Below are 16,690 nucleotides of genomic sequence, written 5' to 3' on the forward strand. Positions count from 1 at the left end.
AGCGTATTGGGGCTTGCGCTAACAGTGTGTCGATGTGTGAATTAGGTAATAGATTGTGATCATTGTAAATGAGCCACATCGTTAAGCTGCTCAATATGAAAACCGCTTTCACTATCGTATTTCACAATACTGATCGAAGTATTCAATAATGACACGGATTTACCCTCATCACGATGGTTTTCCCAAGTCGCTCCGCCTAATAAAGACAATAAAAGCCGCAAGGTATGGCCATGCGATACCACTAAAATATTGGCTCCCGATTGATGTACCTTAATGATATCGTAAAGGGCGGCCATTGCACGTACTGCTAATTGTTCAAAGGTTTCGCCACCATTGCTTAATGCTTTATAAGCTGCCGGGTCATTGGTCAGTTGTTTGAATTCGGTTAGCTTCCGCAAGTCATCGATCTGCATACCTTCCCAACTTCCAAAAGATTGCTCATTTAGTCCACAGTGCTGAAAAAGAGGGATGGGACGCTGGCCGATAATATGGCCAGCCGTATCAATGGCACGTTGTAAAATGCTGGAGTAAGCAGCGGTAAATTCTACTTGTTGTAGCGCTACGCCGGTTTTCTGAGCTCCTGCAATTCCTTGTTCGGTTAGTGGTGAATTGCCGGATCCCTGTAAAAGTCCTTGTTCGTTCCATTGGGTACGGCCATGGCGAATAAAATAAAAAGTGAGTTGTTTTGACATCATAGTTCCTTGGAGAACGGGAAGTATAGGGTATAACTAATTCATGATGCAAAGGCCGTCTGAAACGATAATTTCAGACGGCCTTTTACTTTAACGTGTGCCGTTTAGATACGGTCGTGCCTGGAGGATAACAAGCTTACCATTATCAAACGCCCATTCGATGTCCTGCTCACCATTTGCAAATAGCTGTTTGATTTGTTGGCCGGTTTGGTCAAGGCGACGTATTTGTTCTTGATTCATCACGTTACCACTGGTTACAGGAACTTCTCGTACTCCACCGTTTTTATCCAGTTGCAACGCTGTGGTTTCATTAGAGGAGCTGAGACGTTGTACAGAATCATTGCGACGGTTATAGACTACCTGTTCGGCTACCCGTTTGCCCTCAACGACACGAATACCCAACCCGCGTTTGGCGGCAATGTAGGAGCTGTTTTTCTGAGCAATATCATAAGGATTGATGGTAACCAACACGCCGGAGAAATCTGCATTGATGCTTTGTTGCACAAAGACACTCATTTTCACGCTATCGTGAGGCAATCCGGCAATACGGCGGGCTTCGTATGCGCTGTAATTGAAGACAGAAGCCCAAGATTGCTTCACTGCTTCAGCCAACGCGTTTTCATCAGTAACATTTGGCACTGTGGTGTACAGTCCTGCGCCGCTGAAATTGGGCAGGTCTTCGGAATTAGAGGAGCTGCGGATAAACACGCCTTTGCTGTTTAATTGATTACGCCATTGCTCAGCCCATCTGTGCTTCCATTCTGACGGGATTTCGGCATCGGTAATTTTTTTCTGCAGTGTGAGTAAAGCAGTGCGGCGCTTGCGGTTGTCTCCATCACTTTGTGTTTCGATGTGTGCCAGTGTTGTTGCGTTAATACCCAGTCTATCCATCATGGCTTGATAGTAGGCAAACGGAATGCAGAATCCATCAGGTACATTACTGCCTGCAATATGGGCGCGGATATGGCCGAGGTTGGCAGCCTTACTGCCGCAGTAATGGCTGTCATCACGGCGCAGGTTTGTCAAAGCCCGAAGGCTGTAATCGGAAACATCAGGTTGGGGCAGGGTAAGGCCGTCTGAAAAGCTTTTACTGGTAGTGTTCCGGTTGGTTTGGACAATTCGGTATTGCTTAGCAGTCGCTTCAAATTCGATACGACAGCGAATATATGGGGCTAGGATTTTTTCTGCGTCTTTAAGGTAAATATTTGGAATCCCCCAGCCGCGTGCCAATACATTCACATGCGATAGTGCAGTAGATGGTTTCTCACTGATAATCCCCGCCACAGGTGGCAGCTCTAGGGGAACCTCTTTCAAAATAATAATATCATCGGCACCGACATTATAAAGATCATCTTCTTTGGCAATAACGCGTAATGTGCCTATCGCTTTACCTTGGTTTAGAGGCAGGTAGGGGAAATTTTTAATCAAACTTTCTTGGGTAATAAAAGGAACTTTACTTTGCTCAGCAACGGTTTCCTGCCATAAAGAATTGGTTTTATAACGCAACGGAGCGTAGAAACTGTCTTTCAGACAACCTGCTGCCAATTTCAACAATTCAGGCGTGATTTTGTCTCCTTCCCAAAACTCATAAACATATTCCTGAGTACTATTCTGCCAACTGATCGTACCAAACAGATAACGCCGATTAGGACTACGGTATTGTTGATTCAATTCAGTTTTTGACAGCATGGGTTTCAAGATAGTAGCCAGATAATGCTCATGCAGCCGAAACTTGGGAGTATTGATGTAGTCGGTACGGTTATCATCTTCACGATCGATGAGAAAGAGGATATGAGGAATTTCATATTCACTACCTTGCTCATAGATACGCGAAAGTAAGTCAAAATCAGCCTGACTTTTGATTGCAGATAACACAGGAATTTGTGTTTTAATTGGAGTGGCTGTTGGTTGACGCTTTTCAGACTCGTAATAAGAAGGCTTACGCGCCGTTGGTGCAGCCGTGTCGGCTGTCTCAGCTTCAGGACGGCAGGCTGAAAGTAAAAGCAATATTGGGAGGCAAAAAGCAGGCTTCATGATGTTGTCGGTTATCTAAATCAAATGAAAAGCAATATATTTATGGTAAAAATATGTATTGTGTTCTTTCCGTCGGGAGGACATATGCTGCCTACGCGTCTTGTGTTCCCAAACAGCCTGAAACCGCAAGGATGGGGCATTTGCGTTTTCAGGCTATCCCAATTTACCGCTGAATCTGCGAGGTAATCGTGCTGTCGGTAATCTTGTCGTCTTCCGCCAGCAGCATGGCTTTGGAGAGGATGACTGAGAGCGTGTTGTCACCTTCAAACGGAATAAACAGCTTGTCGGATACGTCTTTTTTGCGGCTGTCGGGTACGATGCAGAGGTATTGATCATCCGGCAGCATCAGGATGTTGCTGCTGCCGATGTGGATTTTGTAGGTACGCAGCTTGCCCTGTACGACGAGGAAGTTGCCGTCTATGTGGGCAACCTTGGCAATTTTCAGGCGCGGCAGCAGGGTTTCCAATACGGCTTTGCGGGTTTTGGCGACTTCGCCCAAGTCACCGAAGGAATAGCTTTGCCAGTAGCTGTAAAAACGTGCCTCTCCACCGTTGTCTTCCCAGGTCGGGTCATTACCTACGCTGGCCACGCCCACAAACAAATCCACGTCGCGCAACACTTCGGAAAACACGCGCGGCGGAATATCAATTAAGTCCAGCACAGTGGCATGGTAATCGTCGTCCAACCGGTGAAAGCGCACTTGGTCGGTACTGACATACTGCCAGATACCGCTTTCCGTCCATGCTTCTTCGCTATCCACCGCGTTTGTCCAAAATTCGGCGCGTAGGTTGTATTCGGGCAAATCCAACGATACGGTTGCGTCGTCGCTACCGTCCCACGCACCGGCCAGCGAGCCCCTCCAGCCGCGTCCTTTGGCAAGCGTCATATATTGGTGTTGTTTCAGGATGTGGGCGGCAAAGCGGTTGCTGTATGTTTTGGTGTTGATTTCGGCTTCGGTGAGCAGATAGATTTCACGGTATGCCTGTTTCAACGGCTGGCGGATTTCTTTGTCCAGCAGCAGTTGACGCCACTGGGCGATGCTTTGCTGCGTGGCAAGCGCGGGATGCCACAAGCTGACTTGCAGGCAGTCTGAAACATCGGTTTGTGCGCCCGTTTCGTCCACCCATGTTCCGTCTAACCACAGTGCAGCGCGACCCTGCGTATCGTTTTCGTCGCGGAAAAACTGCCATATTAGCGGACGCGTGAGGCAGGACATCAGTCCGTGCTGCCAGTAATACTGTTCGGCGTGTTCCAGCGGTACGCGGTGTTCGGAGCGCATCATTTGGTCCAAGCGGTCGCGTTGGGCGGTGAGCGTGGTGTTGAGGTTTTTTTGTGTGGCTTTGAGCTTTTTCAGTTTGTCGGCATGGTCGGTTTTCACGAAGGCGGGTACGGTTTTCTGCGGCGAGCCGTCGGGTTTGAACCAGCGCAGTTCGGACTTGCCTACGCCCGTTACCGCCAGACGGCAGGTGTAGCCGCCGAAGTCATAGTCGCGGCAGCCTTCCTGCAAGCCGAAGCTGTCCACCGCCATGTCTTCGATTTCGTTGCGGGATACACCCCGCTGCGCAGCGGCTTCGTCCAAATATTTGGCAATCGCGCTTTGCACATTGCTGAACTTAATCCGCAGGCGCAGGCGCGAAAGGCAGGCGATGCCGTCCAGCCCTTTGGAGCGGAACAGCGCATAGAAACAGGCGTTGCCCACGGAAGCATAGCGCGCGCCGAGATTGGGGATTTTGTCGTATGAATGCAGCGCAAGTTGGGTAAGAGTGGACAGGGTGGCGCTGTCGTGGAAATGGCTGCACATCCACACCAGCCCTTTGAGCACGGTCTGGTTGACGCTGCAAACAGGTAGGACATGGGTGCTGTAACTGTATTCTCCGTGGATGACGGTTTCGGTCTGCACTTCGCTGTTGCAGACAAATTCTATCCAGCCGTACAGCATTTTTTTGAACCTGTCCGCACCCAACGCGTCGATCAGCGTTTTGGATTCTTTCAGGTATTTTTCGCTTGGCTTGCCTGCATTGGCGGATAGGGCAAGCGCAATGATTTTGCTCCATATGTCCTGCTGTTCCGGTGGCAGAGCAGCAAGTTGCGGATTGGCGTATCGGGCAAACTCGTCATCTTGGGCGGGGAAGCAGGCTTCGGCGGAACTGCCTGCCAGTTCTGCCAGGGCGGCAAGGTTGGCGGTAGCGGCTTTCTTGTCCCATAGGTTTTCCGCAAAGACGCGGTAACGGTCGCAGGCGTTTTTCAGGCCGTCTGAAAGCGTTTTGCTCGGATTGGGAAACTGTTTTTTGATCTGGTTTATCAGATATTTGAGCGGATAGTAATCTGCCTCCTGCTCGGACAGCCCGTTATCGTCCAGCATGGCGGCAAAAATATGCTGCACATCCTGCTCCGTCATCGGCAACGTTTTACGCGCCAGAGCCATCGCTACCGCTACACGGATGGTGCCGTAATTGTGTATCCTGTCCTCGCCCATATTTTTAAAAATTTTATTTCGTCCCCAGCCGCGTATCAAATCAATGCAGTGGATCAGCAAATCGACGCGGTATCCGGGTGCGGCTTTCTCCACTTCGGCAAAACTAGGGCAGAGCTTCAGGTTTATCGTGTCGTATTCGTGTGAACGGCTTTGGAGCCATTCTTTTTCCAGTGTGTTGAGAAGCTGATTGAACTTGGCACGGTGGCTGTCGGAAATCTGCACGGTTTGGTTTTGGCTCATAGGACTGTCCTTGCGTATCAATGTGTTGGTTATTTCGCTGCAAAGGTGGATAACGTCGGTAAGGGTTTTCTTGTCCGCACTATTCAGGCTGTATGGGGCATCTTCTACAAAGGTGAGGTAGCGTTGCGCGGCGGTTTTCAGGCTGCTTATCCGCCTACTAGCGGCGTGAGTTTGATGAAATTGACGACCAGCCCGTCATGCAGGCACACCATATCGTCCAGCGTTTCCAGTTGGCGATTGTCGGCAAGGATGAAAAACGAATTTTGCTCAAAAGCTTTCAAAGCGACGGCGATTTGCTTTTCCACGTCCACAGGTTGCGGGTGCGTGCCTTTTTTGCCGTGCGTTTCCCGAATCACGATGTCGCCGAGATCGGTGGGGATAACGAGGCTGTGGCGTAAGAGGACATCGGCGGCGCGGTTGTTGTAGGCTGCAACTTCCTGCCGCACGCGTTCGGCAATCAGATCCGCCGCGCTGATGTGCTTGGTTCTAAATTTTAAAAACAGCTCATGCAATACTTTGCCGGCGAGATTTTGGTCTTGGATCGTGATGGTAGCTGCGATCATGGATGACTCCTCCAAACATAAAACAGACAAATCATACTGTTTTTTGATCGTTTCAGACAGGCTGAAAACAAAGCAGCCTTTACATTGATAGATGCGAGTGCAGGTTGCCCTTTACATTTTAGTTCTGTAGGAACTTTGTGAGACCTTTGCAAAATTCCCCAAATCTTTTCATGGGAATTTTGCAAAGGTCTCGACTTGAGTTGAAACTCAAGCAGATGACTTTGTTCAGGAAATATTGTGATGAAGAGCGAAAAAAGGTCGTCTGAAAAACCAAATTTAGGTTTTCAGACGACCTTTTCATTTATGGCTTTACTGTTTATTCGATGACAACGCGCGCGTTAAGCGGCTGGACGGGGCGGTTGTTATGCGAGCCGATGGCGCGGGTGAATTTTTCTGCCTGCGCCTGATCGATGTGGTCGTAGGTTTTCAACAGCAGCCACGATACGCCTTCGCTGCACGGCGGTGTGGTCAGCGAACCGGCAAAGCGGTAGTATTTCAGCCGTTTCGGCAACAGGGTGCTGGCGTCGAAGGCTTTGTCGAGGTTTACCTTTCCTTCTTTCATCGGCATCACGTTCCATATCGGAGCCAGGCGGTCGTTGGTTTTGCCGGGTTCGTACAATACTGCCAATACCAAAGGCTGGCGGTTTTCGTCCAAGTGGACGAAGTGGGCTTCCATTGGGAAGGTGCGGCCTTTGATTTGGTTTTCACTGGGTACGTGGAAATGGAATTGTTTCAGGGTGTAGGTGCGACCGTTCACGCTGAGGGTATTGCCGCCTTCGGGGTAGTTGACTTGGATGGTGTGGCCGTTGTTTTCCACGTTAACCGCGCTCGGCTTGTAATCGACTTTGATGGCGGGCAGTCTGCCGGAGACGGTTTCGGTAATGTTGACGGGGGATTGGTTTTTGCCTGTAGAGCATAAACGGAACTCTTCAGAAAGCTCACCCCAGCTTTCGGGGGAGTCGTGTCCGGTGTAACCCCAATGTGTGTGGTTTCCGTGTGCAGCTGCGGAGAATGCCGCGAAGGTGGACAGCAGGAAGACAGTCAGACGAGGCAACGTACGGGTCAAGCAGGGCATTGCAATATCCTTTCTATAAGGAGGAGGGAAAAAAGCATTGCGGTGTGCATGTGGGATATTGTTATTTTTTATTAAACCATAGCCACATTAAATCGTCAGGTCAAGCCTTCTTTGGGTAATTAATTTAAGGCTATGAAGTTAAAGCGAATTCATTTTTTTCCAAACGATATTATCGTTTAGAAAATTGATAATAATTTGAAATAGAAAACTTCCGTTTTTCACACCTTAAAAATTTAAGGAAGCCGACTCATGAAAAAGGTCGTCTGAAAAACTAAATTCAGGTTTTTTCAGACGACCTTTTTGCCTTGCCTGACAAGGGTTATTTGTGCAGCCCGCATTCTTTGCTGCCCTTGCTTTCCCACCACTAGCAAGCCGTAGCCCATATGCAACCTAAACTCAACAAGGATGTGTGAGAAACGCACGTATGCGGTTCTCAAGGTTTGAGCTAAGAGGCCGTCTGAAAAAAGAAAAAACGTTTCAGACGTCCTTTCTTTCGACAAGTTGCCACAGCAATCAGAAAAAGTAGCCTGCATCACCTTATGCACTGAAACCGCCCAATCAAACTTAGTTCGACAAATATGCCAATGATCTCAAGCGCGAAGTTGAAAAACGCGAAGGCAGAAAAATCAGCAGCCAAGAAGCCGCGATGAGAATCCGCAGGCAGATACTGCGCTGGGTGGACAAAGGTTCCCAAGACGGCTATACCGATCAAAGCGTCATATCCCTTATCGGAATGAAAGGCGAAGACAAAGCCTTGGGTTATACTTGGGACTACCGCGACTACGGCGCAAGAAATCCGCAAGCCTACAACGATCCGAAGCTGTTTGAGGAATACCGCCGACAGGACAAACCCGAATACCGTAACCTGACCTGGCTGCACAGCGGGACAAAAGACACCAAAATCAGGCAGGAAGAGCGGAAAAACGAAGAGCTTGCGCTGAACGTTGCCGACTGGCTGATGAGCTTTGTCAACCCCAATCCGAGGATAAAAGCCCCGATTATTGCGGGAGTTGGCAACCTGAAAAACATCAAGCCGGCCGTTACCGGCAGCGATCCATTATTGTCAGGGGTCGGGAATATCCGTATTCCTGCAAATGGCAATGTTGCGAAGGGGGACAGGATTCCGGATACGGCATTGGCGTCGAAGAGTCATCAAAAGAATGATTTTGGTACGTCTAAAGGACAGGGGGCAGGGTCTTCTATACCTGTCCCTCAAGCTATCTCAATAAAAATTAAAAATCCAGATAAAACGATTAGTGAAACTACTTATAAATCTAATCCTAAACATACTCCTGGTCAGTTAGGGTTTAAGTTTGATGCTGGTATTGAGCCAAAGAATTCAGTTCAATTAATTGAAAGTTCAGTACAAATTGGTAAACAGCGATTTGCAATTGATGATAAAGGACATATTCATCGTTATATGGGGGCGATAGGAAAAATGAACCTTGGCATTGGGCTGGTTCTACATCCGATAAGAAGAATCCCTTGTCCTTAACAAGTCAACAAAAAGCAGGAATTAAAAAAGCATACCCCGAGCAATAAAAGAATAAGTTATTAAAATAAGGATTTATATGAATATTATTATGGATTCAACAAGAAAATTTGGGATTTTATGGGAAAAAAACTCTGAATGTAATGGTTTTATTTATGGAAAAATTCAGATAATAATAGGAGAGAATATATATCCTAAGATATGCCCATATGGATATTTTACACTAAATACAGTTTTTAATAGTTTGAAATCATCCTTTGAAGAGAAGTATTATGCAGGTGGAAACAATGGTTTAGATTTTGGAGAGCAAATATTTGATATAGATAAATATAATTCTCTGGAATTATGTAATATATTTTCTATTGATACTGCATATATGAGTGGAGGGAGTAATTGTGAAATAGATTGTTTAGTATTAGAAATGGGATATGCTGGTGAGGAAGAGAGACTTTTTTATAGTTTTGATAATGGGAAAAACTTTAAAGAAATCAGGTATAAGAAAGGTACAGTTGAATCTGTTATTTTTCAATTGAATCTATAATATATTTTAGCAAACTATAGCCTTCACGAATTCTTCGCGTTTTTTGCAGGTGTCCACAATCTGAAAAACATAAAGTTGACTGTTACCGGCAGCAATCCTTTACTGGTTGGTGCTGATAACAACAGGAATTTGTATCACTGGGCAGGAACCTTAAACAGGAATAGAATTGATAAACTTAATATCCAACTGCGTAGGAAATTGGGTATTCCTGGAAAATAAATTTTATTCAAGGAGTGTTCTAAATGATTTTTGGGGATCCATATAAATTTGCAATTTGGATTGAGGAGATAGATGAATGGAGTTCAGAAAATTTTTCCGAAGGGATTTTTACATTTTTTGTGAATGGAGACATGATTCCTCAAGAACTACCAAATACGTCTACTTTTTTACCAAATTCTTTGCGTAGCATACAACAGTTTATTTCAATAAATGATAATCTAGAGTGTCCTAATTTATTTAACTTAGACTATTGTAATGCATATATCTTTTTGAACGATGCTGTTCATTATCGTAATATGAAATTATCAGAAGAAGAATCTTATTTATATTGGAAATACTGTATAACAGAATATATTGATAACCCTGAAGAAAAAGATAATATTTGGTATTTGTCCGATAAGTATAATGAAAAATTGTTATATTTAAATAATAATATTATTAAGGAATCAGTGTTTAAAAAAGGATATATAAAAAATATTATGGAAAAAATAATTATTAAATATGATTATATTTTAAATGATAATTAATGAAATTTATCTCACATAAAATCTATGTTTAAGGATGCATTAAACATGTGTTCTTTAATATTTTCTAGAGCTGTTAGGACTATAAAGCCAACAGCAAGCCGTGGCCCATATGAAACCTAAACTCAATACGTAGGATGTGCGGAACGCACATATGCAGTTCTCAAGGTTTGAGCCAAGAGGCTGTCTGAAACAACAAATACGGTTTCAGACGACCTTTCTTTCAACAAGCCACCACAGCAATCAGACAAAAGCGACCCGCCGCCACACCCATGTCGGCAGCACGGCCGGCAAAACGATTATCCGAAGCGGCGGGGATACCACCCTCAAAGGTGCGCAGCTCATCGGCAAAGGCGTACAGGCAGATACGCGTAACCTGCATATAGAAAGTGTACAAGATAGCGAAACCTATCAGGGCAAACAACAAAACGCCGGTGCCCAAGTGACCGTAGGCTACGGATTCAGTGCAAGCGGCAGTTACAGCCAAAGCAAAATCAACGCCGAACACCGAAGCATCAGCGCACAAAGCGGTATTTCCGCCGGAGAAGACGGCTATCAAATCAAGGTCGGAAACCACACCGACCTCAAAGGCGGCATCATCACGTCTAGCCAAAGCGCAGAAGACAAAGGCAAAAACCGCTTTCAGACGGCCACCCTCACCCATAGCAACATTCAAAACCACAGCCGCTACGAAGGCGAAAGTTTCGGCTTAGGTGCCAGCGTTGCCGTAAGCGGCAAAACGCTGGGGCAGGGCGCACAAAATAAACCTCAAGACAAACACCTGACAAGCGTAGCGGATAAAAACAGCGCAAGTTCATCAGTGGGTTATGGCAGCGACAGCGACAGTCAAAGCAGCATCACGAAAAGCGGCATCAACACCCAAAACATTCAAATCACAGACGAAGCCGCACAAATCCGGCTGACAGGCAAAACAGCGGCACAAACCAAAGCTGAAATTGATACAAACGTAACCACAGACACCGCCGAACGACATTCAGGAAAACGATCAGACCAAATTCATCTGCCAGCAAAAATGGAATGCCGATATATTCTAAAGTAAGTAGAAGAGAAATATTTGATTTGTATGAAAAATATTCAGGTCAGAGGCTTGATTTTAGGAATATTCCGAATAAAGGGCAATTATCTTCTACGACTATTACATCAGGACCTTGGAAAGGAACGACCATCATTTTAAGAAATTTTTCAACTAGCCGAGAACAAACTGGAGCAAAATGGACAATTGAGTTTAGGAATCAACCTGCTTCAGTACGTGGGCAAAGATTAGAGTTAAAATTTAGATAAAGGTTACGTTATGAATGCGAAGATAAAATATAATCTTTTAGAATATTGTGAATATTTAGGTGGTATTTTTGGTGTTTATAAAAATTATTTAAATATGGATATCAAAGATCCAAATTTAAAAATTAAATTTTTTGATTTTTTGGAAGAACTTTTATCAGATGGTGTTATTGAATTATGCGATTATCGTGAAAATCCTCCAAAAATATTAACTGGTTCGCCAAAAACACAGGTAGATGAATTAAGAAGAATTTGGCCAGATATGGAAGAGATGTTGCTATATTTTCCAGATAATCCTTGGTTTTATGTAGAGCATTTTTGGTGGGGAGCAACTTGCCCTATTGAACTGACACAATTGCCTAAAATAGAAATTTACGAAGAACAAATGAAACAAGCTTAAAGCCAGCGTAACCAGCCTGTATGACAAGGTGCAGGCGAACAATCCAATATCAACATCACGGGCTCAGATGTTTCAGGTAAAGCAGGAACCGGCCTGATTGCCGATAAGCAAATCCATCTGCAATCCGCCGAACAAAGCAACACCGAATGCAGCCAAAACAAATCAGCAGGCTGGAACGCAGGTGCTGCCGTATCATTCGGACAAGGGGGCTGGTCATTAGGCTTTACCGCAGGCGGCAATGTCGGCAAAGGCTACGGCAATGGCGATAGTGTAACCCAGCGCCATAGCCATATTGGCGACAAAGGCAGCCAAACCCTTATCCAAAGCGGCACCACCACCATCAAAGGTGCGCAGCTTATCGGCAAAGGCGTACAGGCAGATACGCGCAACCTGCATATAGAAAGTGTTCAAGATACTGAAACCTATCAGAGCAAACAGCAAAACGGCAACGCCCAAGTTACCGTCGGTTACGGATTCAGTGCAAGCGGCAGTTACAGCCAAAGCAAAATCAAAGCAGACCATGCCTCCGTAACCGAGCAAAGCGGTATTTATGCCGGAGAAGACGGCTATCAAATCAAGGTCGGAAACCATACAGACCTCAAAGGCGGCATCATCACGTCTAGCCAAAGCGCAGAAGACGAAGGCAAAAACCGCTTTCAGACGGCCACCCTCACCCATAGCGACATTCAAAACCACAGCCGATACGAAGGCAAAAGTTTTGGATTGGGTGCCAGCATTGCCGTAAGCGGCGAAACACTGGGGCAGAGCGCACAAAATAAGCCTCAAGACAAACACCTGACAAGCGTAGCCGATAAAACGGCGCAAGTTCATCAGTAGGTTACGGCAGCGACAGCGACAGTCAAAGCAACATCACAAAAAGCGGCATCAACACCCGCAACATCATCCTCACCGATGAGGCAGGACAGCTCGCCAAAACAGGCTACGGCACAGACAAAGCCGCGCAACTGGCGTACACCGACATCCGCACCGAGGATGCCGGCCAACAATCAGGCAGCCTGAAAAACCGATTTGATGCGGACAAAGTGCAAAGCGAGCTGGATTTGCAGCGCAATGTCTCACAACAATTTGCCCCCGTTGCCGCTCAAACTGTTGCATGGACAGCAGATAAACTGGGCAATATACAGAACTACGAGCGCGTTCAAATCGCTAAAGCAAATTTACAAGAGCAATTAAAAGACGCGCAAAACCCTGAGCAAATTGCCCAACTGCAACAACAAATCGTCCTTGCAGACCAATACCTATCCGACCATCAAACAGAGTACAACACATGGAAGGAAGGCGGATTAGGGCGAGCTGCGCTCCACGCAGGGGTAGGAGCACTCTTAACAGGTGATGCACAAGGCGCAGTAGGAGCAGGCACCTCATCGCTAGCAGCACCCTATTTAAACCAAGTAGGCGATAAATTTGGTGGCGCAGGGCAATTACTGGCAGACACCCTAGGAGGCGCAGCGATTGGTGCGCTGACGGGTGGAAGCACGGGTGCGGAGGTTGCGGGGGCGAATGCGGATTGGTTTAATCGCCAGTTGCATCCTGATGAAGTGAAGTGGTTACACAGTAAAGATACGCTACAAAAATATATTAACTATTTAAAAAATAAGGGTATAAATTTAACCACCCAAGAAGCACAGCTCCAATTAGATCGCGCAGCTGCCGCGATGGTGGACAGCGAATGGGCAATACTGCATGGACGCAATGAACTTGCAGAACAGTTTTTATCTCAAAACACATCTAGATTTCATTATCTAGATAATTTTGGTGCAAGTCATCAATTCTTTACAGCTACTAATCGTGAATATTTAGATCAAGACCGAAATTTAAAAACATTATTTAGTACCTATACCGATAAAAACAAAAACGAAATAAATAAATTCTTGCATAGTATTCAGATTGAAAACCGTAATGCCTCAATGGATTTTAAAAGAGGAATGGAACAAGGCTATAAAGATAGCAGTAACGATGCACATAATGATCCAAAGATAATTGGGAAAGGCATAATTTCCTTGCCGAGATACGTCTATGATTCGTCTGCCAGTGATGAAGTGGGCCCACTAGACGATCAACAAATGGAGACTAACCGTATAGCCCTGCTACGTTTACAAGGGAGAGATTTTGAAGCAGGTAGAATATATGAATACAACCATGCAACCCAACAACGGTTAATGTGGTATCAATTGCCAGTAATGGAGCTAGCAGGACGTATCCCTAGTAAATTGGCTAACAAATATAAACTGTACCGCGCAGGTAAGTTATCTGCTACACAACTGGCAGCAGAAATAAAAAAACAAGCACCAATTGTTCCAAATGGAAAAGCATTTGATTTTACCAGTGGAACATTGATACCTAATCAAACCGTTAAGCTCACACAGGCACAGAATCTGTCCAATGGAACAACCCTGCCGGCAGGGACAATTGCACGACTAACAGGCAAGGGAGTGGAGGCAACTTTGCCCAATGGTAAAAATGTTAGTTATGCAGGGGTGACTGAACAAAGGGCGTTGCCTGCACCTCGTAAGTCTGATGTAAGCAAAAATACTGATAATAATAAAGTAGTTGATAATGGTAGGAAATCTAATTTTAATAAAACGCCTGATGATACAGATAAAGTATCTAATAACGCGGATAAACCTGAAAAACCTAAACGCGATCTTAATGAAATCAAAAAGCAGTACGAAAATGAAATTTCTGATATTGAAGGAATTGCAAATTACACAGGCAGAGAGGCTGAAAGTCGAGGAGGCTTAAAAGGTGCACTTGAGGAATATGCAAGAACTGGTAAGGAAGTGGGTGTTAAACATCCGTCAAACCATATCCAAAAGACAGAAAATCTTTTAAAAAAAGCAAAAAAATTAGAAAGGAAAATTAAAAACTCAACATTAAGCGATAACGATAAGCAAGCGTTATTAAATAGAATAAATCAATTCCGACAAAACATTGAGCCAGCTTTGAATGATGCAATCAGGAGGAGAGATAGCAAGTGATCACAATGAATGATATTGAAGAAATGACCAGCTACATTGCCGAGCTTATATTCGTTTTTCCTTATGATATTGAAATTGATAGAGAAAAAATTGTTGAATATAACAGGTTTAAATATGCCGAATTTCAAAAAACCAGTTCTTTTGGGGAACATCCTTATGAGGATTTAGATTTAACATTAACCGATTATTATTGGATCTGTTCTATTAATAACATAATAAGTAAGAATGATTTTTTTACTCTAGTAAAAATTATGATTGTCGAATATGAAAGCGAATCTTTTGTTTCCATGCTTTCGGATGAATCGCAATATTTTTCAATTAAATCATGTAATGAGGCATTTGATTTTTTGTATGGTTTATTTCCATTATGCAAAAGTGATAATGCACGTTCTAATTTAAGAGTATATTTAGAATGGATTTTTGAAGATGGATTTAAATGGAGCGATGGTATATTTAGGATAGATATGTTGAATGAAAAAAACAAATCTTTGTTTTTGGGGCTGACGTAGATTAGTAGTATGGAAATTTTTGTCGCGTAGGAATATGCCGCCCAGACTTGCAAGCAACGCTTCCATCAGGTAAAAGAGTGTATATTGAGTACGATCGAAGCACTTCATCGCGCGGAATACCACACGCAGATAGAATATTCAGCAATGATAAAGATGCTATTGTTATTTTAAGGACGTTAGATTGATTATGAATAACCCACAGTTTTTTTTACAAGATCATAAACCTCATACCACTCATTTGTGTTTCTTTAAAATTCCATTTAATGAGATGGTGTTACGCTTTGAGCAAAGATTGCAAGAGCTTGGTCTAATATGGGGGTGGACGGTACATCATCAAAAAGTATCTGATGAATTAAGTTTGTCGGATAAAATTAAAATGTTGGAACCTTTTGCGCAGAGATACCCCAATAAATATATTATTTTAGAGACTGCTTCTGAATGGTGCTTATATATGGAAAATGGATATCGTGGTACAGACGTATTTAGCCAACCTAGTTATCTATCCGAAACATGGGGGATACAGAATATCAGCTTATATCTTTCTCCAGATTTTAAGAAAGATGAATTTGGTGCGGTAATGTTTCATTGGCGAAATGGTGCAAATAAAATCTCAGAATATGCAGTAGAAAGTAGAACGATTATGGTGCATAAAGAAACCAGTAAAACAACTTTTGAACAAAGCGGAAAACCTTTTGAATTTGAGAACTTAGCTAGCTATGAAAAAAGAATCAAAAAGGAGCGATTAACGGTTGATATGGTTGCTGAATATTGCAAACATTTTAATATTGATTTGTTTAACTTGGATTTTTATAAAGGACGTGCAGCATTATTTACAACCCATAAAAAATAGGTGCTTTAAAAAACACATTTAGGCAGCTTGAAAAACCTCAATTTATGCTTTCAGGCTGCCTATGGTGATTTTTTGAGAAATTTAGACAAATCCCGATTTCGCACTTTCAACATATCTTTCTTATCATCATAAGTCAGTCGGTAATCGGGTAAATCATTGCTGGCTACCAACTCCTTAATCGCCTGCCTAAAACGGCGCAGCGTTGCCATGCTGCCCGATTTTCTATGCAGTATTTCCAGAGAAATGTGCCATTCATTTTGCTTCCCGAAATGTTTGGCACATAGCTCATAAATGCGTCTATCCAGCAGTTTACGCAGCCTGAAATAATCTGCCGATATGGTTTTAACCTGTGCCGAACAAACCACCTACCGCCACAGCCATGTCGGCAGCGCAGGCAGTCCCACCGTTATTGTGAGCGGTGGCAACACCAACATCAAAGGCGCACAAGTAACAGGCAAAGGCATCACCGTACGCGCCGCCAACTTCAATATAGAAAGCCTACAAGACACCGCCGACTACCGCAGCCGCCAACAAAACATCAGCGCCCAAGTAACCGTAGGCTATGGCGCATCCGCCTCAGGCGATTACAGCCAAAGCAAAATCAACGCCGAACACCGCAGCGTGAGCGAACAAAGCGGATTGTTTGCGGGTGATGATGGCTTTGATGTGCAAGTAGGCGGGCACACCCGGCTAACAGGCGGAGACCTTTGCAAAATTCCCCAAAATCCCCTAAATTCCCACCAAGACATTTAGGGGATTTCTCATGAGCACCTTCTT

12 protein-coding genes and 4 pseudogenes are annotated in these 16,690 nt (G+C 44.4%); 10 read left to right on the forward strand and 6 right to left on the reverse strand.

Going from position 1 to position 16,690, the window contains the following annotated elements; genetic code table 11:
• Positions 1-59 precede the first annotated feature (59 nt).
• The 5 genes from ACTHSW_RS07290 to cah form a co-directional block, all read right to left on the reverse strand.
• Complete coding sequence (locus tag ACTHSW_RS07290; protein WP_440373813.1) at positions 60-692, reverse strand: histidine phosphatase family protein; 633 nt, start codon at positions 690-692, stop codon at positions 60-62.
• 90 nt (positions 693-782) lie between these two features.
• On the reverse strand, positions 783-2,726 hold the full coding sequence (locus ACTHSW_RS07295; RefSeq protein ID WP_070460656.1) for a PEP/pyruvate-binding domain-containing protein: 1,944 nt from the start codon (positions 2,724-2,726) through the stop codon (positions 783-785).
• A 163-nt stretch (positions 2,727-2,889) separates the two neighbouring features.
• A complete protein-coding gene (locus ACTHSW_RS07300) occupies positions 2,890-5,442 on the reverse strand; it encodes a DUF4132 domain-containing protein (RefSeq protein WP_107810981.1) in 2,553 nt (850 codons plus the stop codon).
• A 146-nt stretch (positions 5,443-5,588) separates the two neighbouring features.
• Positions 5,589-6,005: a hypothetical protein gene (locus tag ACTHSW_RS07305; RefSeq protein WP_225905474.1), complete on the reverse strand. Its 417-nt coding sequence runs from the start codon at positions 6,003-6,005 to the stop codon at positions 5,589-5,591.
• Positions 6,006-6,321: 316 nt separating this feature from the next.
• Entirely contained in the window at positions 6,322-7,080 is a 759-nt protein-coding gene (gene cah, locus ACTHSW_RS07310; protein ID WP_070460650.1) for a carbonic anhydrase, read from the reverse strand.
• 571 nt (positions 7,081-7,651) lie between these two features.
• Between cah and ACTHSW_RS07315 the strand changes: the two are divergent.
• The 9 genes and pseudogenes from ACTHSW_RS07315 to ACTHSW_RS07355 all read left to right on the forward strand — a co-directional run.
• A pseudogene (locus ACTHSW_RS07315) lies at positions 7,652-8,622 on the forward strand (hemagglutinin repeat-containing protein); the annotation flags it as partial.
• A 29-nt stretch (positions 8,623-8,651) separates the two neighbouring features.
• Positions 8,652-9,113, forward strand: a complete 462-nt coding sequence (locus ACTHSW_RS07320) for a hypothetical protein (protein WP_070460646.1) — start codon at positions 8,652-8,654, stop codon at positions 9,111-9,113.
• A 242-nt stretch (positions 9,114-9,355) separates the two neighbouring features.
• A complete protein-coding gene (locus ACTHSW_RS07325) occupies positions 9,356-9,859 on the forward strand; it encodes an immunity 42 family protein (protein ID WP_070460644.1) in 504 nt (167 codons plus the stop codon).
• 253 nt (positions 9,860-10,112) lie between these two features.
• Positions 10,113-10,856 (forward strand): annotated as a pseudogene (locus ACTHSW_RS07330) (hemagglutinin repeat-containing protein); the annotation flags it as partial.
• A gap of 38 nt (positions 10,857-10,894) precedes the next feature.
• Positions 10,895-11,158, forward strand: coding sequence for a hypothetical protein (locus ACTHSW_RS07335; RefSeq protein WP_141743131.1), 264 nt, complete (start codon positions 10,895-10,897; stop codon positions 11,156-11,158).
• 10 nt (positions 11,159-11,168) lie between these two features.
• Complete coding sequence (locus ACTHSW_RS07340) at positions 11,169-11,555, forward strand: DUF596 domain-containing protein (protein WP_003712157.1); 387 nt, start codon at positions 11,169-11,171, stop codon at positions 11,553-11,555.
• Positions 11,556-11,582: 27 nt separating this feature from the next.
• Positions 11,583-12,646: pseudogene (locus ACTHSW_RS07345) on the forward strand (hemagglutinin repeat-containing protein); the annotation flags it as partial.
• 1,913 nt (positions 12,647-14,559) lie between these two features.
• Positions 14,560-15,063 carry a hypothetical protein gene (locus ACTHSW_RS07350; protein ID WP_070460987.1) on the forward strand — a complete coding sequence of 168 codons (504 nt, stop codon included), beginning with the start codon at positions 14,560-14,562 and terminating at the stop codon, positions 15,061-15,063.
• Between the two features lie 187 nt (positions 15,064-15,250).
• Positions 15,251-15,913, forward strand: a complete 663-nt coding sequence (locus tag ACTHSW_RS07355; RefSeq protein WP_070460989.1) for a hypothetical protein — start codon at positions 15,251-15,253, stop codon at positions 15,911-15,913.
• A 59-nt stretch (positions 15,914-15,972) separates the two neighbouring features.
• Here the strand turns inward: ACTHSW_RS07355 and ACTHSW_RS07360 are convergent, their stop codons facing one another.
• Positions 15,973-16,278: a replication initiator protein A gene (locus ACTHSW_RS07360; RefSeq protein WP_107769558.1), complete on the reverse strand. Its 306-nt coding sequence runs from the start codon at positions 16,276-16,278 to the stop codon at positions 15,973-15,975.
• Between ACTHSW_RS07360 and ACTHSW_RS07365 the strand changes: the two are divergent.
• Positions 16,268-16,615, forward strand: a pseudogene (locus ACTHSW_RS07365) (hemagglutinin repeat-containing protein); the annotation flags it as partial. The gene ACTHSW_RS07360 and the pseudogene ACTHSW_RS07365 sit on opposite strands and share 11 nt — an antisense overlap.
• Between the last annotated feature and the right edge of the window lie 75 nt (positions 16,616-16,690).

This window comes from Neisseria sp. P0008.S004 (genome assembly GCF_051962755.1).
Taxonomy (GTDB): domain Bacteria; phylum Pseudomonadota; class Gammaproteobacteria; order Burkholderiales; family Neisseriaceae; genus Neisseria; species Neisseria subflava_A.